General features: G+C 69.4%; 20 protein-coding genes. 9 read left to right on the forward strand and 11 right to left on the reverse strand.

All coding sequences use genetic code 11. The features are described 5' to 3' along the window. The 4 genes from IPI43_29860 to IPI43_29875 all read right to left on the reverse strand — a co-directional run. A partial coding sequence (locus IPI43_29860; GenBank protein ID MBK7778267.1) for a sigma-54-dependent Fis family transcriptional regulator occupies positions 1-1,445 on the reverse strand: 1,445 nt, incomplete at its 3' end. Further along, on the reverse strand, positions 1,442-2,938 hold the full coding sequence (locus tag IPI43_29865) for an FG-GAP repeat protein (protein ID MBK7778268.1): 1,497 nt from the start codon (positions 2,936-2,938) through the stop codon (positions 1,442-1,444). The genes IPI43_29865 and IPI43_29860, both read right to left, overlap by 4 nt. After that, positions 2,938-4,461 (reverse strand): PEGA domain-containing protein, encoded by a 1,524-nt coding sequence (locus IPI43_29870; GenBank protein ID MBK7778269.1) that lies wholly within the window; start codon positions 4,459-4,461, stop codon positions 2,938-2,940. Before IPI43_29870 ends, IPI43_29865 begins: the two co-directional genes overlap by 1 nt. Positions 4,462-4,558: 97 nt before the next feature. Beyond that, positions 4,559-6,283, reverse strand: a complete 1,725-nt coding sequence (locus IPI43_29875; GenBank protein MBK7778270.1) for a serine/threonine protein kinase — start codon at positions 6,281-6,283, stop codon at positions 4,559-4,561. A 136-nt stretch (positions 6,284-6,419) separates the two neighbouring features. Here IPI43_29875 and IPI43_29880 point away from each other — a divergent pair, with 136 nt between their 5' ends. The 3 genes from IPI43_29880 (at position 6,420) to IPI43_29890 (ending at position 9,755) form a co-directional block, all read left to right on the forward strand. Then, positions 6,420-7,340 carry an enoyl-[acyl-carrier-protein] reductase gene (locus IPI43_29880; protein MBK7778271.1) on the forward strand — a complete coding sequence of 307 codons (921 nt, stop codon included), beginning with the start codon at positions 6,420-6,422 and terminating at the stop codon, positions 7,338-7,340. 88 nt (positions 7,341-7,428) lie between these two features. Then, positions 7,429-8,541, forward strand: a complete 1,113-nt coding sequence (locus tag IPI43_29885; protein MBK7778272.1) for a hypothetical protein — start codon at positions 7,429-7,431, stop codon at positions 8,539-8,541. A 344-nt stretch (positions 8,542-8,885) separates the two neighbouring features. Beyond that, the gene (locus IPI43_29890; protein ID MBK7778273.1) at positions 8,886-9,755 is read left to right on the forward strand and encodes a flap endonuclease; all 870 of its coding nucleotides are present in this window, start codon (positions 8,886-8,888) and stop codon (positions 9,753-9,755) included. A gap of 5 nt (positions 9,756-9,760) precedes the next feature. On the opposite strand, the gene IPI43_29895 is transcribed toward IPI43_29890, so the two are convergent. The 4 genes from IPI43_29895 to IPI43_29910 form a co-directional block, all read right to left on the reverse strand. Beyond that, a complete protein-coding gene (locus IPI43_29895) occupies positions 9,761-10,114 on the reverse strand; it encodes a type II toxin-antitoxin system PemK/MazF family toxin (protein ID MBK7778274.1) in 354 nt (117 codons plus the stop codon). Then, positions 10,111-10,356, reverse strand: coding sequence for a ribbon-helix-helix protein, CopG family (locus IPI43_29900; GenBank protein MBK7778275.1), 246 nt, complete (start codon positions 10,354-10,356; stop codon positions 10,111-10,113). Before IPI43_29900 ends, IPI43_29895 begins: the two co-directional genes overlap by 4 nt. Before the next feature lie 82 nt (positions 10,357-10,438). Continuing rightward, the gene (locus tag IPI43_29905) at positions 10,439-10,963 is read right to left on the reverse strand and encodes a YceI family protein (GenBank protein ID MBK7778276.1); all 525 of its coding nucleotides are present in this window, start codon (positions 10,961-10,963) and stop codon (positions 10,439-10,441) included. Between the two features lie 71 nt (positions 10,964-11,034). Then, positions 11,035-11,964: a formamidopyrimidine-DNA glycosylase gene (locus IPI43_29910; protein MBK7778277.1), complete on the reverse strand. Its 930-nt coding sequence runs from the start codon at positions 11,962-11,964 to the stop codon at positions 11,035-11,037. Positions 11,965-12,082: 118 nt separating this feature from the next. Here IPI43_29910 and IPI43_29915 point away from each other — a divergent pair, with 118 nt between their 5' ends. The 6 genes from IPI43_29915 (at position 12,083) to IPI43_29940 (ending at position 18,652) form a co-directional block, all read left to right on the forward strand. Continuing rightward, entirely contained in the window at positions 12,083-12,883 is an 801-nt protein-coding gene (locus IPI43_29915) for a hypothetical protein (protein ID MBK7778278.1), read from the forward strand. Further along, positions 12,880-13,167 carry a hypothetical protein gene (locus tag IPI43_29920; GenBank protein MBK7778279.1) on the forward strand — a complete coding sequence of 96 codons (288 nt, stop codon included), beginning with the start codon at positions 12,880-12,882 and terminating at the stop codon, positions 13,165-13,167. The genes IPI43_29915 and IPI43_29920 overlap by 4 nt, the downstream gene beginning before the upstream one ends. Before the next feature lie 62 nt (positions 13,168-13,229). Beyond that, complete coding sequence (locus tag IPI43_29925; GenBank protein MBK7778280.1) at positions 13,230-14,099, forward strand: hypothetical protein; 870 nt, start codon at positions 13,230-13,232, stop codon at positions 14,097-14,099. A 177-nt stretch (positions 14,100-14,276) separates the two neighbouring features. Continuing rightward, complete coding sequence (locus tag IPI43_29930; GenBank protein ID MBK7778281.1) at positions 14,277-14,765, forward strand: 50S ribosomal protein L11 methyltransferase; 489 nt, start codon at positions 14,277-14,279, stop codon at positions 14,763-14,765. Positions 14,766-14,834: 69 nt separating this feature from the next. Continuing rightward, positions 14,835-18,209 (forward strand): N-6 DNA methylase, encoded by a 3,375-nt coding sequence (locus tag IPI43_29935; GenBank protein ID MBK7778282.1) that lies wholly within the window; start codon positions 14,835-14,837, stop codon positions 18,207-18,209. Beyond that, complete coding sequence (locus IPI43_29940; protein ID MBK7778283.1) at positions 18,206-18,652, forward strand: hypothetical protein; 447 nt, start codon at positions 18,206-18,208, stop codon at positions 18,650-18,652. Before IPI43_29935 ends, IPI43_29940 begins: the two co-directional genes overlap by 4 nt. Positions 18,653-18,686: 34 nt before the next feature. Here the strand turns inward: IPI43_29940 and IPI43_29945 are convergent, their stop codons facing one another. From IPI43_29945 to IPI43_29955, 3 genes are all read right to left on the reverse strand, one after another. Next, complete coding sequence (locus IPI43_29945; protein ID MBK7778284.1) at positions 18,687-20,369, reverse strand: CotH kinase family protein; 1,683 nt, start codon at positions 20,367-20,369, stop codon at positions 18,687-18,689. Positions 20,370-20,477: 108 nt separating this feature from the next. Further along, a complete protein-coding gene (locus IPI43_29950) occupies positions 20,478-20,750 on the reverse strand; it encodes a mechanosensitive ion channel family protein (GenBank protein ID MBK7778285.1) in 273 nt (90 codons plus the stop codon). Beyond that, the gene (locus IPI43_29955; GenBank protein MBK7778286.1) at positions 20,747-21,076 is read right to left on the reverse strand and encodes a mechanosensitive ion channel; all 330 of its coding nucleotides are present in this window, start codon (positions 21,074-21,076) and stop codon (positions 20,747-20,749) included. The genes IPI43_29950 and IPI43_29955 overlap by 4 nt, the downstream gene beginning before the upstream one ends. Positions 21,077-21,953 lie beyond the last annotated feature (877 nt).

The raw sequence follows: 21,953 nt of genomic DNA on the forward strand, positions 1-21,953 counted from the left end.
GCCTCCGCCCCCTCTACCCCGTCTTCGCGCAGGCCCAGCTCCTTCATCTTGGTCTGCAGGCTCTTGCGTGAGATCTTCAGCAGCCTGGCGGTGTGCGTCACGTTGCCCTGCGTCTTCTCGAGCGCGCGCACGATCAACTCGCGCTCGACGCGAGCGGTGGCTTCGCGGACGGCCTCTTTCAGGCCCGCCTCGCCGGTGACGTGCAGCGCGTCCACAGCCAGCTCGGTGCCGGGCGACGAGTCCGTGATGCGCGGGCTGGGCCGCGGCTCAGTGCCCGCCCCCAGCACATCGGGTGGCAGGTGCTCGACGCGCACTTCGTCGCCATCGCAGAAGAGCATGCAGCGCTCCACCACGTTCTCGAGCTCGCGGATGTTCCCCGGCCAGGCGTAGCCCTGCAGGCGCTCGAGGGCGTCTGGCGAGAAGGCGCGCACCTCGCGCTTGAGGCGCTTGTTGAACTTCGAGAGGAAGTGCTCCAGCAGCAGCGGGATGTCGCTGGGCCGGTCGCGCAGCGGCGGCAGGACCACCTGCACCACGTTCAGGCGGTAGTAGAGCTCTTCGCGGAACTCGCCGTCGGCGATGGCACCCTTCAGGTCACGGTTGGTGGCCGCGATGAGGCGCACGTCCACCGCAATGGTCTTGATGCCGCCCACCCGCTCGAACTCCTGCTCCTGGAGCGCGCGCAGCAGCTTGACCTGCATGCTGACCGGGATCTCGCCGATCTCGTCCAGGAACAGGGTGCCCTCGTGGGCCAGCTCGAAGCGCCCGGGCTTGCTGGTGACCGCACCGGTGAACGCGCCCTTCTCGTAGCCGAAGAGCTCGCTCTCGATCAGGTCGGGCGGGATGGCGGCGCAGTTCACGCGCACGTAGGGCTTGTTCACCCGCGCGCTGTTCTCGTGGAGCGCGCGCGCGATGAGCTCCTTGCCCGTGCCGCTCTCGCCGGTGATGAGCACCGTGCTGGGCGTGTCCGCCACCTTCTCGATGATGTCGTAGACCGCATTCATCTCGGGCGACTGCCCGATGATGCGGTAGCGCCCCGGCGCGCCACGTGTGGGCGTCATGGAGATCTGGTTCAGCTCACGCGTGCGCGCCGCCTTCTGCACCACGTTCCGGAACTCGGTGCGGTCGAAGGGCTTCGTGACGTAGTCGAAGGCGCCCAACTTGAGCGCCTCGACGGCCGTGTCCACGGTGCCGTGCGCGGTGATCATGACCACGGGCAGGTCGGGATGCTCTGCCGAGCAGTGGGCCAGCAGGCGCATGCCGTCCAACTTGGGCATGCGCAGATCCGTGATGAGCACGTCGATGTGGTGCTCACCGAGGGCCGCGAGCGCCTCTTCGCCGTCGCCCACGGTGAACACGTCGAAGCCATCGCGCTGCAGCTGCGCGGCCAGCACCCGCCGCAAGTTCACCTCGTCATCCGCGACGAGGATCTGCTTGCGCTCTTTCACTCCGTCGCGAGCTCGAGGCAGCGGCTGCCCGTCATGGACGAGTCTTCGCCGAGGCCCGAGCAGAGGAACACGAACGCCGCGTTGGCCCCGGGCGCGCCGGCGGCGACCTCGTGACGCGCCATGACGCCAGGGATGCCGTAGTGCGTGCGCAGCGCAGCGACCGAAGCGCCCAGGCGGTCATCGGCGCCCGGGTTCGAGATCTGCATGAAGGACACGCGGCTCACGTCCACACCACTGGCCGAGCCTGCCAGCGCGAATACGCCGCCTGCCGCGAGCTTCTCTTCCACCGTCAGGCGGGGCGCGCCCACGATCAGATCGAGGGTGCCATCGGCATCCACGTCGCCCAGCGCGAGCGCCGAGCCGAACGCGCCGTCGGTGCAGTCCAGCGCGTCCACGGTGGGGCAGCTGACCTCCATGGCGAGTACTGGGTCGTCGGCCGTGGTGGTGTCGGCGCAACCCGCCTCGAGCGTCATCAGGGCCGCCAGGTCGAACACCTGCACCATGCCCGGGTGGCCGTCGGTGGCTTCGCCGAACCCCATGTAGACCTCGGGCATGCCGTCGCCGTCGATGTCACCGGCCGTGAGCGCTTCGCCGAAGCCGTCGGGGCCATCGATGCAGGCCAACACCACCGCGTCGATGTCGGTAGGCGCGAGGGGGTCCACGCCGATGGCAGCGAGCACCACGCGGTTCTGACCGGGTGCGCTGATGACGGCGAGGTATGGAGTGAGCACCACCAGGGCGGGCACGGTGGGGAAGTCGCTGGCCAGCGTGGCCGCGTCGGGCAGGCTCGCCGTAGTGATGAACTGACCCAAGCGCGCTTCGGCTTGGACGACCCCGGCCGTGTCGGCCACCTCGCTGAGCTCTTGGGGCATGCCACCCGCGAGTGGGATGCGGTAGATGGAGCCACGCTCCCCGCTGGCGCCCGGCGCGCCCACCAATAGTGCGCTGCGTGTTGCCTCGGCGAAGTCCTGGGGCACCGCCGCGACCGCTGTGCCGAACTCGAGACCAGGGCCAGTGTTCGACGTGAATGCTTGGGTGGGCGTGGTCTCGCACTTGACGCGCACCAGGTTGGCAGAGGCCGCCCCGATGGCGATGCAGGTGCCATCGTTGGCGAACCGTGGAAGACCCGTGATGGACGTGCCCGAGCCGACTTCGCAGTCATCGGCGGGGGTCTCACAGGCTGACGACGAGATGCGGAACGTGCCGATGTCGTCGGAGTTCCAGATGTCGTAGAGCCAGGTGCCGGTGTCGGTGCCCCCGCCCACGGCGAGCCGCGTGGAGGGCTCACCGTTGGCGAGGAGGCCCTCGATGGCGGCCACCGTGGCGCCGAAGCCCGTGCGATTGAACGCGTCCGGGCGATTGATGGCTTCCACCGGGGCCTGGTCGCCCAGGTCGACGAAGGTGCCGGGGTTGCAGCCCGCGAAGAAGAGCGTGGCCACGCCGGCGGTGCCGAGGACAGTGCGAAAGAGGCTCATGGTGTTCGGGGCTTTCATCAGAAGCTCACCTGGAGCTGAGCGCCGCCCGAGCGGTCGGCGAAGTTGAAGTGCGGGACCACGGTCCAGTCGCGCGGCTCGAAGACGTTGGCCTCGGAGTCGGGCAGCGGGTCACGCAGGAAGTAGTAGATGGAGAGCAGCCCCAGCAGCGCGCCGATGCCGAACGCCGAGTCCGCGCCGATGCGGTAGATGCGCCCGCGCAGCAGGCGGGGGTCGTCTTCGTTCAGCGTGCCGGCATTGCGAGCGGCCCGCAGGTCGGTTTCGAGGCCGTTGGACATCATGCCGAGCGCGATGCCACCACCGATCATGAGCACGCCCATGGTGGCCGTGGCCCAGGCGCCGCCGCGGTTCATGGCCGGGCGCAAGCGCACCTGGATGGGGATGATCTGGCCTTGGACGATGGTCACGGTCTGCGACCAGTCCTTCATCCCGTCCGACGACACCGTGATGCGGTGCTCGCCGCCCTCGATGTCGCCTTCGTACGGGATCTCGCCCACGCGCTGACCGTCCACGTGAACCGCCGCGCCGGCGATGTTTCCCAGGATGCGCACGCGTCCGTAGGTGACGCGCTCGAGCTCGAGGCGCACGGCCACGTCCTCGCCGAGGCCGATCTCGACCTGCTGCTCGATGCGCTCGTAGCCGGGGCGGGAGACCCACACGGTGTGGGTGCCGGTGGTGATCACGTTGGCGTAGGGCGAGCGGCCCACGGCGCCTTCTTCGAGGTTGTCCACGAACACGTCGGCGTCCGGCGGGTCGGTGACCACGCGCAGGTAACCGAGGAACTGGCCCTGGCTCATCTCCACGATGACCACGTAGACGCGGCCCTGGCCGATGTGGACGTTCTGCTCGACCGTGCGGTAGTCCGGGTGCTCGATGGTCACGCGGTAGTTGCCCTCGTCCAGCGAGTGGTCGAAGGGCGACGGCGAGGTGGCCACGAGCGTGGTGCCCTGGAACACGCTGACCACGGCACCCTCGGGCTCGGTCTGGATGCTGAGCAAGGACTTGATGTCCTCGGGGGGCGTGGTGGGCGGCGCCACGTGGACCGTGGGGGTGCCGGTGCCGTCCGGGTTCACCGTGGCGTCCGGGTTCACGGCGGTGCCGTCCGGGTTCACGGCCACGTCGGGGTTCAGGGTGACGTCCGGGGCGGCGGCGGCGGCGGTGGCCTGGGCGCGCAGGGCCGCGATCTTGGCCCGCACTTCTTCCGCGTCGGAGGCGCCGGGCTCGGCGTCCAGGTAGCGCTGGAAGAGGTCGGCGGCGGGGCCGGGGGTCCCGAAGCGCTCGAGCGCGACGGCCGCGTTGTAGAGGAAGGCGGAGAACGGACGCGCCTCGTAGGCGGCCATGAACTCACGGGCCGCGTCTTCGTAGCGCGCCGCAGCGTAGTGCTCCTGGCCGGACTCCATGTGGCCGCGTGCGGCCAACAGGGATGCGCGCGCGCTGTCCTGAGCGGCCACGGGGTGAGCCACGCTCGACAGCACGAGCGCCAAGAGCGCCACTCGTCCCCAACATGCAGACTTGTACTTCATCTACTCTCCGTAAGTGGTGAGCGCGCGACGCGCTGCCCAACCGTGGGGGCAGCCTATCAGGCCACGGGGCGGGTGGCGAGTGAGTGGCCTGCCCCCTTCAACGCTGGGTCTCGAGCTGCTGGAAGAGGTCGCCCAGCTCCGGGCGCATGCGCAGCCCCTCGCAGTAGTGCCCTGCCAGGACCAGCAGCCGCTGTTCGAAGTCTTCCACGGCGCGCCCGCTGTCCATGAGCGCCTGCTCGGAGGCCGCCTTGTTGGCGCTCATGGTGGTCTCGGTGCGCTCCAGCACCTCGCGCATGCTCTTGACCTGGAAGTCGAGGTCCGTGACCTCTTGGCGCTTGCCGTCCAGCCACGCGCGCGCCTTCTCGGAGGCCCCGCGCGCCAGCTGCCAGCGGTCGAGGCCGTCGGCCAGCTCGCGCAACAGGCGCTGCACGTCACCCGCCGGATCCTTGGGGGGGCGCAGGCCACCCCCTGCCGCGAGGCGCTCGTAGGCCTCGGTCACCGCGGTCTCGCCCTGCTTCTCGGCGGTGAAGTACGGCGCCACATCGGCCTCGGCGCTGCGAGCCGCGGTGCGGGCGCTCGACAGGTCCTCGGCCAGCACGTGCATGGCGTGACCCATGCGGGCCCGGTTCTCGCGCGCCTCGTGGTCCAGCGTCTCCAGCTTGCGCTGCTCGCCCAGGCCCCGCGTGCGCAGGTTCTGGATGGTGCGCAGCATCTCGCGGATCTCCTCGAGCTGGGCGCGCAGCGCGGCAGGCGCGTCGCCCCCGGGGAACGCGCGCGTCAGCATCTGGTCGAAGATGGCCGTGCGGCGTGCCCAGCGCTCGAGCGTGGTGGGCGGCAGCGTGGGCGCCACCTGGGGCCGCGAGGGCACATGGATGGGAGCAGGCCCCGGCGCGTCGTCCTTGGGGGCCAGCTCCTGCAGCGTGTGGATCAACGCGTGCGCATCCACTGGCCGCTGCTCGGGCTTCTTCTCCAGGAGCGCCAGGATCAGCTCTTCGAGGCGCCGCGGACAGGCTGGCGCCAGGCTGCTGGGCCGCGGGGGCGGCTCCTGCATGTGCTTGATGAAATAGCCCGTGATCTCCTGCGACTCGAAGGGCGGACGCCCCGTGATCATCTCGAACAGGATGCAGCCGAGCGCATAGAGGTCGGCCGAGGCGCCCGCGTCGATGTTGGTGAGCCGCTCGGGGGCCATGTACTGGGGCGTGCCGAAGATCTCGCCCGCGTTGGTGAGGCGCGAGTCGCCCATGGAGCGCCCGATGCCGAAGTCCAGCAGCTTCGCCGTGCCGCGCGTCCCGGGCGGGCCGTCGCAGATGAAGATGTTGTCGGGCTTCAGGTCGCGGTGCAGCACATCGAAGTCGTGGGCACGCGCCAGACCCGTAGCGATCTGCAGCCCGTAGGCGCAGACGTCGGCCGGGTTCATGGGGCCCGCCGCCACCAGGTCGGCGAGCGGCCGCCCGCGCAGCAGCTCCATGACCATGAAGAGGCCGCCCTCGGCAGTCTCGCCGTGGTCGTGGATCTCGATGATGTTTGGGTGCGTGAGCGCCGCGGCGTTCTTGGCCTCGCGACGGAAGCGCTCGGCCAGCTGCTCGCTGCCGCGCAGGTGCGGCGCCATGATCTTCACGGCCACGGGGCGGTCCACCAGCGTGTGGCGCGCGCGGTACACCGTGGCCATGCCGCCCTCGCCAATCATCTCTTCGATCAGGTAGCGGCCCGCCAGGGTCTGTCCGAGCCAGGGGTCGGCGGTCTGCTCGAGGGTGGCGTTGTCGACGAAACAGCGCGATTGGTCGTTGGGGTACTTGAGGCCGCACCGAGGGCAGATGCGCATAGCGAGAGGTTCCTTCGTGCTCGGTTGCGCGGAGGGTATCAGGCGCAGCGGCTGCAAGCTCGCACCGTGTGTCCGCGTGTGGGCCCATGTGCGTGGGGCGCTGGCCAGCACGCGCGAAAGGCGGTAGAGCGCGGGCATGCTCTCCATTGATCTGCGCGGAAAGCGCGCGTTCGTCGCCGGGGTCGCCGACGACGGTGGGTTCGGGTTCGCCATCGCCAAGGCGCTGGCCGAGGCAGGCGCGAGCGTGTGCGTGGGCACCTGGCCCCCGGCGCTCGGCATCTTCGAGAACATGCTCCGGCGCGGGAAGCTGGACGAGTCCATGACCCTGGCCTCGGGCGAGAAGATGACGTTCGAACGGGTCTACCCGCTCGACGCCGAGTACGACACCCTCGAGAGCACGCCCGCGGACATCCGCGAGAGCAAGCGCTACCGAGAGCGAGGCGACTTCAGCATCGAGGGCGTGAAGAACGCGCTGATCGCGGACTTCGGCGAGGGCTGCCTGGACATCGTGGTGCACAGCCTGGCCAACGGGCCCGAGGTCAAGAACCCGTTGCTCGAGACCAGCCGGCACGGCTACCTCGCCGCCATCGGGGCCTCGGCCTACAGCTTCACGGCGCTGGTGCAGCAGCTGGGGCCGCTGGTGCGTCCGGGAGGCAGCTTCGTGGGGCTCACCTATCTCGCGGCCGAGCGCGTGGTACCGGGCTACGGCGGCGGCATGTCCACGGCCAAGGCGGCGCTCGAGAGCGACACGCGGGTGCTGGCCTTCGAGGCCGGCCGCAAGTGGGGCCATCGCGTGAACGTCATCAGCGCGGGGCCCTTCGCGTCGCGCGCGGCGTCGGCCATCGGCTTCATCGGGCGCATGATCGACTACTACGCGGCCAACTCGCCGCTGCCCGAGGCGCTGACCGCGGCCGAGGTGGGCAACACGGCGGCGTTCCTGTGCAGCCCGCTCGCCAGCGGCATCACGGGCGAGACCCTGCACGTGGACAAGGGCTACAACACCATGGCCGTGCCGGCCGACGTGCAGGGCATCCTCGAAGCGCTCGCGCGCGAATAGCGGTACCCTCGCCGGGCCGCAGGAACACGGCGAGCGGCAAGGGCACGCAGGGCAACCCAGGCAACCCCAGGCAACCAGGAGCGTCGAGATGAGTTCAGGCCAACGAGACACGCACAGCGCGCACGAGACCCCCTGGTGGCGGCGCGCGGTGTTCGGTGTGCTGTGTGCCGGCCTGCTCGCGGTCGCGGCCCACGCCAGCGCCCAGGCGGTGCCGGCCGAGGACACGGCCCGCGAAGCCGACGCAACCGATGCCGACGCAACCGATGCCGACGCCACCGAAGCCGGCTCCACCGAAGCTGACGGTGCCGACGCCGACGCCACCGAAGCCGGCTCCACCGAAGCTGACGGTGCCGACGCGGACAGCCCCGCGGACGAGCCGGTGCTGCCCTTCGTGCCCACCGAGCCGGCCACGTACCCCATCCCGTACTCGCAGCGGCCGCTCAACCTGCCGCGCTTCCACGCGCGCGCCGGCGGTGGGTTGCGCGTCTACCACTACGACGACGAGACTCGCGCCCGCACCAACCAGGACACCTCCATCTCGATGACCCTGGGCGGCAGCTTCGCCGTCACCGACTGGCTCGAGTTCGGCGTGATGGACGAGCGCATCGGCATGCGCCACCCGGTGATCGCCGGCGGCGAGATCCCGCAGGGCCTCGTCGCCCTGGCGCTCACCCCCGACCTCGAGTTCGGCGACATCCCGGTGCACGCCCGCGTGCGCGTGGTGGCGGACCCGTCGTTCGACGTCTCCATCGACGTCGGCGTGGTCATCCCCGTCACGGGCGACCTCGCGCTGTTCGGCGCCACGGTGGTGCGCGGCCGGCTCTCGGAGCGCTTCACCATCGACAGCGGCCTCGAGGTAGCGCTGCGCTTCGATCGCGACGACAACGACCCACACTTGGACTTGTTCCTGCCGTTCTCGGCGCTCATCCAGCTGCACCCCGCCGTGTTCCTCGCCGCGCGCACGGGCGTGCGCTGGGAGGACTTCGACAACCTGGCCTTCCCGCTGGGCTTCGAGTTCGGGTACACCATCGCGAACGACGTGCGCCCGCTCATGGACATCACGTTGGGCTTCGGCTTCCCCGCGCTGGTCACCCCCAACAACCCGGACAAGGCGCAAGAAGACGTGTGGCAGGTGACCATCGCCGGCTACGCCTACTTCGCACTCTATCTGCTCTTGACACCGCTCGAACGCCGATGGTAGTCGCGAGCGATGAAGACCTGGATGGGACTCGCCATGCTCACGCTGGCCCTCGGTTGCGCCAGCCACGAGGCAGCGCGCCTCGAGCGTCAACAGAGCAACCTTCGGCGTCGCGCCGGTTTCGACCTGCAGTGCCCCGAGCAGGAGCTGACACTCACTCCCCTCGGACGAGTGCAAGGCAACGGCTACACCCAACAGTATGGAGTCCGAGGTTGTGGTCGACAGGGGACGTACGTCCAGATTCTCCGATCCTGGGATGCCGACTGGATCGCCAACACGAGTGGCGGCGACTCTGGACAGTGAGTGACGCTCCGCTCGATTGAGCGACGTACACGCTGGAACCCGTGATGCAGGTCCACCTCCTCGACGGCACCTACGAGCTCTTCCGTGCGCACTTCGGGGCGCCTTCGCGGCAGTCGCCCAGCGGCCAAGAGGTGGGCGCTACGGTGGGGCTGCTGCGCTCGTTCGCGGCGCTGCTGCGCGAGCCTGGTGTCACGCATGTGGCCTGCGCCTTCGATACCGTGATCGAGTCGTTCCGGAATGACCTCTTCGCGGGCTACAAGACCGGCGAGGGCATGGACCCGCTGCTGTACGCACAGTTCCCGCTGGCCGAGCGCGCCTGCGAAGCGCTGGGCATCGTCACGTGGCCCATGCGCGACGTGGAGGCCGACGACGCGCTCGCCAGCGCCGCCGCACGCCTGCGCGACGACCCCTCCGTGACACGCGTGCTGGTCTGCTCACCCGACAAGGACCTCACGCAGTGTGTGCGTGGCGAGCGCGTGGTGTCGTTCGACCGGCGCAAGCAAGAGACGCTCACCGAGGCCGGCGTGCTGGCCAAGTTCGGCGTGCCGCCCGCGTCCATCCCGGACTACCTGGCGCTCGTGGGCGACACGGCCGACGGAATCCCCGGGATCCCGCGCTGGGGCCAGAAGGGCGCCGCCGCGGTGCTCCTGCGCTACGGCCACCTCGAGGCCATCCCGGACGACGCCGCGGCCTGGGACGTGAGCGTGCGAGGCGCGGCTGCCCTGGCCCAGAACCTGGCCGCCCAGCGCGAGGACGCGTGCCTGTTCCGCACGCTCGCCACCCTGCGCGAAGACGTGGCGCTCACACCGCCGGCCACCATGGAGGCGCTGCGCTGGAAGGGCGCCGACGCGGCCGCGCTCGGAGCGCTGTGCGCGGAGCTGGGCATCAGCCCGCCAGCGCTGCCCGCGGCGTGAGGGCTTCAGGCGGGAGCGATGCCGAGCCCCAAGGCCAGCCGCAGGCCGCGATCAACTTCGCTCAGCTTCCGGCGCGAGAGCGACCCCACGCGTTGCTCGAACAGGCTCTTGTCCACCGTGACGACCTGGCACACGAGGGCCACCGAGGGTCTGGGCAAGCCTGTTTCGCGGGCCGATAGCTCCACGTTCCCAACGGCCAAGCCACGCTGCAGGTTCGTGGTCAGCGGCACCACCATCACGGTGTGGAGGAGGCTGTCCGTCAAGAGGTCGTCTTGAACGATCACCACGGGCCGGCGAAAGCCCGGCGCCGAGCCCTGTGGCTCCGCGAAATCGGTCCACCATGTCTCCCCGCGCTTCACTCGCTGTCCCACTCCACGCTGAGCAGCGCCCGGCGTGCGGCCTCGCGCTGGAAGTCGTCCTTCGACGACGAGGCATCGTCGAATGCAGCGCTGTAAGAGCTGGTGATGCTCCGCTCGCTGCGCTCGGTGAGGTAGGCCTTGATCGCCCGAGTGAACAGCTCGCTGCGCGAGAGCCCAAGGCGTTTGGCGGCCTCCTCGGCTTCCGCAAAGACCTCATCGGGAATCGAGATCGCGGTCTTCATGGGCGAAGTATAACCAGAGTTATACTCGGCGACCAGTGTGTGGCCTGTGTGAGCTACCACCCCTGGCGAGGGCGCGCCGCGCTCAGCTCTTGGGCACGCGCACGGTGACGCGCACCTCGGGCTTCACCTTGAGGGCCCCGCCCAGCGCCTTGTAGGGCTTTATGCCGAAGTCCGGCTGCTGGAGCGTCACGTCGGTGGTCCAGCTGCTGCCGTCCTCGCGGATGGTGGCGCTGACGGTGCGCGTCTGGCCGTGCAACGTGAGGTTGCCGGTGACCACGCGGGTCTGCCCCTGCTCGCGCACGGACGTGGACTCGAAGGTGATGGTCGGGTAGCGGCGGCTGTCCAGCACGTCGTCCGAGATGTTGGCGAGGATCTTCTTCTTGTCGCCGTCGCCGAGGGTGCCGTGGTCTTCGCGCCCGTCCTTCATGGCGTTCAGCACGCTGACGCGGTTCGCCTGGAAGGTGGCCTTCACGGACGACAGGTCGTCGGCCACGTCGATGCTGAACTCGTCCACGCGCATCTTGAGGTCGTGGGCCACCTTGGCGAGCAGCCCGTCCTTGTAGGAGAAGAGCAGGACTTCAGCGGACTTGGCGTCGAACTTCGGCATGGGGCGGAGCCTAGCCGCAGGGGTGGGTGGGTGCAATTTGGCGCCGACCGGCGACTCCGGCGTGGCGCGAGTCACACGCTGCGGACGCGCTTCAGCTCCTCGAGCCCCTCGAGCGTCTTGGGCCAGTCGCCCTTCAGCAGCCGCGACAGCCCGCGGTCGGCCAGCAGCACCCCATCGTTCTGGCAGCGCGCGCAGTAGTTGGTCTCGTGGTCGGCGTAGCGGATGCGCTGAATGGGCTTTGCGCACACGGGGCACGGCTGCCCGTACTTGCCATGGGCCGCCATGTCGGGGCGGAAGGCCGTGACCTTCTCGGGGAAGCCGCCGTCCAGCTCCGTGATCATGCGCTCGCGGAACTCGCTGAGCACGGCCCGCGTGGCGTCGTACAGCCGCCCGAAGTCATCGTCCGTGAGGCGCGTGGTCCAGCGCACCGGGGTGAGCCGCGCGCGGTGCAGGATCTCGTCGCTGTACGCGTTGCCGATGCCGCTCAGCACGCGCGGGTCGGTCAGCGCGCGCTTGATGGTGTGGTTCTCGGCGGTGAGCGCTGTGCGAAAGCCAGCCAAGTCCACCTCGAGAGGCTCCACCCCGCCCGGGTCGTGCTCCCGCAGCGCGGCCTCGCCCGACACCACGTGCAGCTTGGCGCGCTTCTTCTTGCTAACCTCGCCGAGCGACAGCCGCCCAGTAGGGAAGTGCAGCGCGAACAGCGCCCCCGCCCGCGGGGAGAGCGGCTTCAGCGGCTTGCCACCCGCGACCGCCGGCTCGAAGCGCAGCCGCCCCGCGATCATCAGGTGGATGACGAAGTGCAGCTCGCCCTCGAAGCTGAGCACCACGCGCTTGCCCAGCCGGCTCACCTGCGTGACCACGCGCCCCTCGGCGCTGGCTGGCGCAGGGGTCACGGTGCGCAGCACGAAGGGGCTCAGCAGCTCGAAGCTGGAGAGCGGCTGGCCCACGACGCGCGCGCGCAGCGCGTGGCAGTAGGCGTCGATGTCGGGCAGCTCGGGCATGGGGTTCGCGTGCGGATCACCCGTGTGGGCGACCGTTGGGGAGTCTACCAGCGCCGAGATGGCACGGTGCGCAGGACGCTCGACAACGCGCCCCGGCGCCCTGTTAGACTATTGGCGAATGAGCTGGCGACTCCTCCTGGCCCTGGTGTGCGTGCCCACGGTGCTGGCGTTCGACCTGCTGCTGATTCGCCGCATGCTCACCGCGTGGCAGCGCGCGCACCGCAGCGCGCACCTCTACATCATCGCGGGCACGGCCATGTCCTTCGTGCTCGGGTTGGCCGGTGCCGCCCTCGTGGTGCTGGAGCTGGACCAGAGCGGCACGGACCGGGGCGCGTGGACGGTGCTGCGGGGCACGCTCACGCTCGCCACGGGGGTGAGCATCGCCTGCGTGGCGCTCTTCGGCGCGGCGGCGTTCCGCGAGCACGTGGCACGCGCCCAACAAGTGGCGCGCGTGTTCGCGCTCCTGGTGGTGGGGCTGACGGGGCTCGGGCTCGTGGTGGAGCCGGCGAACGTGCCGTCACCCGCTACGTGGAGCTACGGCCTGCGCTTGCCACTCGTGGTGCTCAACGTCTCCGCGTTCGGCTGGGTGGCCCTCGCGGCGCTGCGCACCCACGCCTCGCTGGCCGAGGCGCAGGCGCTCGGGCGCGACACCAACCCGCTGGTCTTGCGGCGCATGCAGGTGCTGGGACGTGGCTCGGCGCTCGCGGCGCTGGGGCAGGTCACGCTGCTGCTGCCGGGCGTGCACGCGCGCATCGACGGCGACGCCCTGGGCTGGACGGCCATGTCCGCTTCGCTCTTGGGCGCGCTCGCCTTCGTGACGGCCATCTTCCTGACGTGGGCCACCCCACCGTGGGTGCGCGACCGCTGGCTGCGTGAGGCGCGCGTGTCCGCCACGCACGGCCCGGTGGAGGACGCATGAGCCCCTTCGACGCCGTGGCCGCGCGCCTCGAAGCGAAGACGGCGCTGACGCGCACGCAAGCCCGCGGGACGCTGCGCCTGGCCTGCCGCGAGCTGGGTGTGCCGAGCGACGCGGCGTCACGCGCCGACATGCAGCTGCTGCTCTCGCGCGGGTTGGTGCCGGCGCTCAAGGCGCGGCGCGTCGCGTACCCCGATGACCTGCTGCATGCGCTGAACCAAGCGCTGGCCGCCGCCAGCGAGGGCGGCGCGGCGGCGCTGTACGGCATGTTCGACGACCTCGACTGATCGCCGGGGTCTGCGCGGCAGGCGGCTTGCTACGAGCCTCACCGCGGGCATAGCCTCGATCCATGCGCCCACGTCTCGTCGCCCTCATCGTGTCGCTCGCCTGCTCGGGGCTGGCCAGCTGTGACACACCGCCGGAGTCGCTCGGGCCACGCGCGTTCTTGGTCACGCGGGTCAGCATCGCGCTCGCGACGAGCGAAGACGGGGTCGCGGGCCTCGACCTCGACGGAGTCACTTCCACGGACGATCTACCAGCGGAGGACGGGGCGTGCGCGCACGCGGACCTGATCGGACTCGAGGGTGAGCCCGGCGTCGACAGCCAGCTCGCCATGCTGGGTGGGGCCATCGCGCTCTTCGGCTTCGGCGACATCAACGGCGTGCTGCAGCAGACCATCAATGAGGGCGGCCTGACCATCTTGGTGGAGCTCGACATGGTGGAGAACCTGGTGTCCGATCGCCGCGTCACCGTGTCGATGGTCCGCGGGGAAGGGCCGCTGGCACTGGGCACCGACGGACAAGCCGAGCCCGGTCAGTCGTTCGACATCATGACGGGCGCCGAGCCGTCTGGAGGAGAGGGCGCCATCGAGGACGGCGTGATCACCTTCGGCCCCATCCCCGGCCTGACGCTGCCGCTGCGCTTCCTGATGACCACGGGAGACGTGCGGCTCACGCGCATGCACGGGCGCTTCACCATCGACGAAGACGGCCGCGCGCACGGCATGCTGGGGGGTGTGGTGCCCATCGCCGACATCCAGGCGCTGGTCGCGCGTGTCATCGCCGACGGAGGCGGCACCGGCAACGCCTCGCTCCTGCCCATCTTGGATCGCGCGCTGAGCGGTGTGGCCGACTCCGACCTCGACCCCGAGACCATGCGCTGCACGGGCATCACCGCGGGCATCGAGATCGAGGCCGTGGAGGCGTTCATCCTGCGCTAGCCGACCCTTCGCGCTAGCCTCCGACCCGTGGACTTCCCCGGCCGCAGGCAGATCTTCGGCGCGCACATCGAGGCGCGGCGCCACCCGCTGGTGCCCGAACTCGCGCTCTTCCTGCTGGGCGAGGGGGTGGACCTCGAGGCGCACGTGCACGCCATCGTGGAGACCGACGACACGCCCATGTGGGCCTTTGCCTGGGCGGCGGGCGCAGCCCTCGCGCGGCACCTGCTGGACCACCCAGAGTTCGTGCGTGGGCTCGACGTGATCGACTTCGGAGCCGGCTCGGGCATCGCGGGGCTGGCGGCGGCGCGCGCGGGGGCGCGGTCCGTGGTGTGCGTGGACCTCGACCCGGAGGCGTTGGTGGCTTGCGCTGCGAACGCCGCGCTGAACGGGCTGGCCATCACCACGGCGACGACGCGGCCGGCGAGCTGGGACGTGGCCCTCGCGGCAGACGTGCTGTACGAGCGCAGCAATGCGCCGATCCTGACGGAGCTGGCCGCCTGCGAGGCGGTCACCCTGGTGGGCGAGTCCAACCGCCCGGGTACACCACGCGTGTCAGCCAGCGCGCTCGCCGTCTACGACGTGCGCACGTTCCCGGACGTGGACGTGCCGGTGACCCGAGCGGCCATCTACCGCTTCGAAGGGCGCCTCGGCTTCGAGCCCGGCTAGCGCCAGACAAGGCCTGGCCAAGCGCCGTGCGTCACGCGGAATGGCTCACGCCGCCGCGCCTCGTGCGCTATGGTCGCGGCCGAAGGTGAGCACGTGACATCGATCAAAGAGCTGGCGGCCCGAATCGCCTCGAGAGATTCCCCGCGAACGGAGGCCACGCTACAGGCGGACATCCGCCAGCTGTTGCTCGACCACCGGCTGGGCCTCACGGACGACGTCTTGCTCGAGCCGCAGGCCGGCGAGGGGCGGCGCATCGACGTGGAGGTCGGCTCCACCGTTATCGAGGTCAAGAAAGACCTCCGCAACCCCGCTGTTCTACGCGACGCCGTCAAGCAGCTGCGCGGCTACGTGCGCGCTCGTGAGGCGGCCTCCGATCGTCGGTACGTCGGGGTGCTCACGGACGGGGCGGAGTGGCGCTGCTATCACTTGCGCCAGGACGAGCTGCACGAGACCGGCAGCATGCTGACCGTCAGCCCCACGAAGCCGGATGTGGACACGCTCCTGATCTGGCTCGAGGGCGTGCTGGCCACTGCTCGCGACATCAAGCCCACGCCCGAAGAGATCTACGCGCGCCTCGGAGTGGGCAGCAGCTCTCACAGCCTGGACCGCGCGAGCCTCGCGGACCTCTATGAGCAGCACCGCGACGACCCGGTCGTTCGCACCAAGCGCCTGCTCTGGGCGCGGTTGCTGGAGACCGCTCTCGGCACGCAGTTCCAGGACAGTGACGACCTCTTCGTCGAGCACACGTTGCTGGTGAACACGGCCGAGATCATCGCGCACGCACTGCTAGGGCTCTCGCCTGAGCACTTGGCGCCGCGCTCACTGCTCTCGGGCGCCAAGTTCGACGAGGCCGGCGTTCACGGCGTCGTCGAGTCCGACTTCTTCGACTGGGTGGTGGACGTTCCGAAGGGCGACTCGTTCGTGCGCACCCTCGCCCGGCGCATCGCGCGCTTCGACTGGCGCGCGGTCGAGCACGACGTCCTGAAGGTGCTCTACGAGTCGGTCATCTCGGCGGAGACCCGCAAGAAGCTGGGCGAGTACTACACGCCCGACTGGCTGGCGCAGAAGGTGGTGGAGACGGCGGTCCCTGCGCCGCTGACCACGCGCGCGCTCGACCCTTCGTGCGGGTCGGGGACCTTCCTCTTCCACATGGTGCGGCGCTACCTGGCGGCGGGAGAGAAGGCCGGGCACACCATGGCGCAGCAGCTCGACGGCGTGACGCGCAACGTGGTGGGCATGGACCTGCACCCGGTGGCGGTCACGCTGGCGCGCGTCACCTACCTGCTCGCCATCGGCCCCGAGCGCTTGGCGGCGGAGCGAAACCCGCTGCGCGTGCCCGTGTTCCTGGGCGACTCCATGCAGTGGCGCAACGCCCGCTCCTCGCTGTGGTCGGCCCACGAGCTGCGCGTTCCCGTGAATGACCAGCGCGAGCTGACGGAGTCCGAGTTCGTCTTCCCGCAGAGCCTGCTGGCCGACCCGGCTGCCTTCGATGAGCTGGTGTCGCAGCTGGCGGATCGCGCGTCGAAGGGACGCAAGCACGGGGCAAAGCCTTCGCTCAACGCCCTGTTCCTGAACCTCGCGATTCCGGAAGACGCGCGAAAGGCCATCACCGCCACCTTTCACTTGATGTGCCGCCTGCACGACGAGGGCCGCGACCACATCTGGGGCTACTACATTCGCAATCTCGCGCGCCCCGAGTGGCTCGCGCGGCCCGAGAACCATGTGGACGTGCTGGTGGGCAACCCGCCCTGGCTCGCGTTCCGACACATGCCCGAGGACATGCAGGCGGACTTTCGCGACATGAGCGAAGCGCGCGGGCTCTGGCATGGGAGGAAGTATGCGACGCAGCAGGACCTTTCGGCGCTATTCGTGGTGCGCGCCCTGGAACTCTACCTGCGGCGTGAGGGGGGTCGTTTCGCGTTCGTCATGCCGAGTGCAGTGTTGGATCGTGGGCAGTACGAAGGCTTTCGCAGTGGCACCTACGCGGGAGCGCAGGACCAGCTGAACCTGCAGGTGGCGCTCGATCCGCCTTGGGACCTTCGCAAGATTCGCCCCCACTTCTTCCCCATTTCCGCTTCCGTCGTGTTCGGGTCGCGTTCCAAGACCGCGTCACCCATGCCCGAAGCCGGAGAGCGCTGGGTGGGCAAGCTGCAGAAGACGAACGCCACTTGGTCTGCCGTGGAGCGGTTCATTCAACGCGAGGCGAGTCACACGGAGCGGGGCGAGGCCGAAGTGCGCTCGCCCTACCACCCTAGATTCCGAAACGGGGCGACCATCTTTCCGCGGGTGCTCTTCATGGTGCAGCCTGTTTCAGCTGGTCCCCTGGGGCAGGTGCGAAATCGCATTTCGGTTCGCACCGCGCGCAGCGCGACCGAGAAGGCTCCGTGGAAGTCAATACCCTCACGCGAAGCGGTCGTGGAAAGCGAGTTCGTCTTTCGCGTTCACCTCGGCGAAACTGTGCTGCCGTTTCGCGCACTGGAGCCCATGCAGGCGGTGCTGCCTATCGAACGTCGCGGAATCCTGGAGGAGTCGAAGATCGAGGGGTATCCCGCGTTGGCGAATTGGTGGGCTGAATCGAGCCAGCTTTGGGAGGCTCACCGCTCGAGTGCGCGACTCACGCTCATGCAACAGCTCGACTATCACGGAAAGCTCCGCGGGCAGCTTCCTGTCCCACCCGAGCGAGTGGTCTACGCAAAGGCCGGAATGCACCTTGCCGCCGCAAGACTCAGTGATCCCCGCGCGATCATCGACCACAAGCTCTACTGGGCGGCCATTACGACCCCCGAGGAGGGCCAGTACCTCTGCGCTATCTTGAACGCGGTCGTCGTCACGGAGCGCGTCCGCCCACTCATGTCCTACGGCAAGGATGAGCGCGATATCGACAAGTACGTGTGGTCGCTGCCCATCCCCATGTTCGACCCACGAACCCTCTTCACCAGCGTATGCGCCGGGCTCGGGCGCGACGCTGAAGAGTTCGTTGCCCAGGTGGGCATCGGCACCCAGCACTTCGCGAGTCAACGGCGCCTAGTCCGCGACCTACTCGCGGAGAGCAATGTAGGCCGTGCCATCGAGCAGGCGGTGACGCAGCTCCTGGACGCTCCAAGCGCCTCCCACGTGGCATTGCCCGACCCGACGGAGGCCAACATCACCGCGCTGCTCGAAGCCGGGCGAACCACGGAAGCCCGCGCACTCGCGGCCGGGACGCGCTGGGAGGCTGTCCTCGCTCCACCGGTCACGAAAGTCGCCGAGACGGCTTCGGCCACCGGTGACCTGCCTGCGAACCTCCACTGGGTGGCCGAGAACGCGACCGCCTACCGCGCCAAGTGGGTGGCGCTGAAGGCGGGGTCTCTGGTGGCGTCCGGGAGCTCGCTCGATGCGCTGAAGCAGGAGCTTCAGAGTCGTGTCGACCACGCGGAGTTGACGCTCATGCAGGTGCCGACGTGAGCGTGCGCATGCCGTGGGCCACGGGGAGTGCCCGCTTCGCGATCGAGCGCCGAGCCGACACAGGGCTGTTGGTGACCGCCGTGGAGTGCCGCATTGGGGCCGGCCAGGAGAAGTACTCCGCGTTGCTCGACACGGGAGCGCAGTGGTCGGTGATCGGTGGTGACCTTGCGAGACACCTGACACCCGGAACCGCTGGACCCACGCTCACGATGGCCACGCGGCAGGGGCTCATTCTCGGTACGCTGGAGCGCGTCTCGGTGCACCTGCTCGCGGAGCCAGGCTGTGGAGCGGACTTGCTCGTGGACGCCACGATCCTGCTGGCGCCCGAATGGCAGGGTCCCATCGTGCTCGGCATGCGCGGTTTGCTCGAGCGCGTGCGCTTCGAGCTCGACCCCGACCAGACAGGAGCCGACTGTTGGTGGTCCTTCGGGACGGGTCGCTGACCGCGCGGTCTGTGCACCTGCGAGCCGCCGCGCGTCACCGCTGCTCGTAGAACACGCCGCTGAAGCTGCCCGAGATCTGGCCACCGGACACCGGCTCGATCACGTCGAGGGTCAGCACGCCGTCCGTGAGCAGACCCAGGGTGCGCAGCAGCGGGCCGGTGGGGCGGAAGGTCAGCTCCACCACGGCGGCGAAGTTGGTGAGCCCGCCCAGCGGGATGATGGCGCCGCTCTCGAACAGGGCCGGATCGATGACGAAGCCCAGCACAAGCACCTGGCCCGAGGGGCGGACGCCCAGCACCCGGATGGTGGTGGCGTTCATCAGCTCGGGGTCCACGCCGGCCACGGCGTCGAAGGCCTGCGGGAGGTTGACGGTGGGCGGGTCGCTCGCCCACGTCACGGCGGCGCGCTCCTCGGTGATGGCGGTGAGGTCCAGCGTGTCGAAGGTGGTGTCGAAGGTGCCGCTCACGTTGGCCACGGCGAACAGGCAGATGGGCGCGTCCACGGGGCGGGCCAGCTGCGCGGGGAGCCCACCTTCGAGCTCGGCCTCGATGTCCACACGCGCGCTGCGGATGTAGTCCTGCACCTGGGCCGCCGACTCGGGGGCCACGTCGGCGCCCAGCAGCGCCGTGACGCGCGCCACCTCGGCCAGCAGCGCATCTTCGTCCCAGGCGGTGTCCAGCAGGTGCTGCATGCGAGCTTCGTAGCGCCGCCGGATGCTGGGCACCTCGAAGAGGCGGGCGCCCAGCCGCCCCGTGGTGAACACCGAGCGAAGCGGCCCGTTGATGGACCCGAGGCCCTGGTTCTGACGCAGCGGCGCGAACGCCGCGTCGGGGCCCCACGGCATGAAGTAGAGCTTGCTGTTGATGGGGTCGCGGTAGGCAAACCAGTTGTTGCGGTTGTTGCTGTAGCCATCCCACTGGCCCACCAGCGCCTCGGCCGCCCAGAACGACAGGAACGCATCCACGTGCACGCGCGCGCTGACGCCGCGGAGCATGTCCCCCTGGTCGGGGCGCTCGAGCGCCTCCTGCAGGTCCGCGAGGAACTCCCGGTCCAGCTGCTCCTCGGTCTTGCTCTGTATCCCGCCCAGGTACGGCGCCGTGAAGTCGCCGAGCTGCCCCTCGAAGAGCGCGCCATCGGGGTCCTCGAAGTAGAGCCGCAAGAAGGGCTTGTTCATGCTGTCCACGTGCGTGAACACGCCCAGGTCTTCGCCGTTCACGCTCACCCGCGCGTGGTTGCAGCGCGGCGCGGGCACCCCGGCTGCGTCCATCACGCGGTAGGTGAGGCACGTGCGCAGGTGGCTCGGGTCTTGGTTGTCGTTGTTGAGCGTCATGCGCTCGAGCCCATACGGGCCCAGGTCCTCGGCGAAGCGCAGCTTGAGCGACGGGCGCGCGCTGCTCAGCGAGCCGAAGAAGCCCTTCTTGCGGACCTCCACGTTCTCGAAGCGCATGCCGTCCACCGTCACCGTCGCCGTGAAGTACTCGTACGGGCTCTCGCTGGAGCACAGGTCGGCGAGTGAGCGGCCCTGGTCGCGCAGCTCGGCCCAGTCCGGGTCGGTGAGCTCCACCTCCACCTGCAGTACGTGGTCGGGGTCGAAGGCGGCGTCCGTGGGGTCGGCCGCGCGCGAGAAGTCACCACGGTCGGCGGCGCAAGCGGCGAGGCCGAGCGTCAGCAGCGCGAGCGCGAACCGGTGGGTGCCCGGGGTGGGCGGAGCGAGCATCGCAGCATCTTCGCCGGCTGCGCGGGCCTTGTCACCTGCCCAGCCGGAGCGGACGAGCAGTGATCTAGACAGGTCCACGCTGCCGCACGAGTACGCTTACGTCTACGCTCACGTCTGCGACGAGGTACTAGCTCGCGAGGTCTGGATGCGGGTGCCCTCCAGCTGCAGCTTAGCCTCCCGGATGGCGCCTTGGTACACGTCCCAGTAGTCCTCGCGCGTGCACCAGAGGCGCAGCTGCCAGTTCACCGTGCTGCCCCCGAGGCCTGCCAGGAACACCTGTGGAGCGGGCTCGGGCAGCACCCCGGGCACCAGGCCGGCCACCTTCTCGAGGGCCACGCGCGTGGCGTCGAGGTCGGCGTCGTAGGGGCTGCTGATGCTCACGTCCGCCGCTCGGGGAAGTGCGTGACGTTGTCGATGGTGGCGCCGAAGATGGCGTTGTTGGGGACGATCAGCCGGCGGTTGTCGGACGACTTGAACTCGCAGGTGAAGAGGTCGATGGCCTCCACCACGCCGTCCACGCCGGCCACCTTCACGTGGTCGCCCACCTTGAAGGGCCGGAAGATGAGCAGCATGACGCCCGACGCGAAGTTGGTGAGCGTGCCCTGCAGCGCGAGGCCGATGGCCAGACCGGCCGCCGCGATGAGGCCGGCGAAGCTGATGGTCTGCACGCCGAAGACACCCGGGCAGGCCACCCCGACGCTGACCAAGGATGCTGTAGCGCACCAGGTTGGCGAAGAAGCGCGTGAGCGTGAGGTCGAAGTTGCGTGCCTCGAGCGCGCGCCGCAGCCGGTTGGACACCGAGTTGGCGACCGCCCAGCCGGCCAGCACGGCCAGCAGGACGCCAATGCCCTTCATGCCCCACTGGGTGGCGGCGGCTAGCGCCTCGAGCAGCTTCTCGATGTCCGCCGGCTGCGTCCTACAGGACGGCCCGGCTCAGCGCAACGTGTAGATCAGGCTGATGAGCGTGTTGGTGTCGAACTCTCGGGGGCAACCGGCACGCGGTCGTACTCCGGGCGGAACTTCACCTCCCGATGGCCAGATTTTCCACCAGGCGCGCGTTCAGGCTGGCTTCCCAGTTGGGGCGGATCCCGCCGACCCTGATCGGCTTCGCCTGCTTTAGTAGTTCAAGTTCACCAGGAACTCGACCCCGTGGCGCCAAGTCCCGTTCTCGTTGAACGCGTGGGTACAGCCCCCGTAGAAGAGGCGCAGAGCGTGGATGTCCTGGAAGTTGCGGACCCCGCGTGCACTCAGGGCGCAACGGGTTTGGCGACGTCGGCCTCGCTGCAGATGACGCTGGTTGGCGCTGTTCTGGCGGTTGTCGAAGGTGAAGTCATGTGAAGAAAGCCTCGAGGAGCCAGACCGCGTGCTCTCACGTTCGCCCGATCGGGTTGCGCAGGTAGCCAGCCTGGAACTGCACGCGCGTCGGAGACCCGCGAAAGCTAACCGGCCGATGCGCCACGGCGATGAAGAGCGCGTCGTTGGCCGTGAGGAGATGTCATGTAGCCGCAGCCGCAGGTTGAGGTTGCGCGAGAGGTTGATCTCGTAGTTGCCCGGCCCGCCGCCGTCCGCGTCGGCCTGGCCGAA

The sequence above is a fragment of the Sandaracinaceae bacterium genome (genome assembly GCA_016706685.1).
GTDB lineage: Bacteria > Myxococcota_A > Polyangia > Polyangiales > Houyiibacteriaceae > JADJJE01.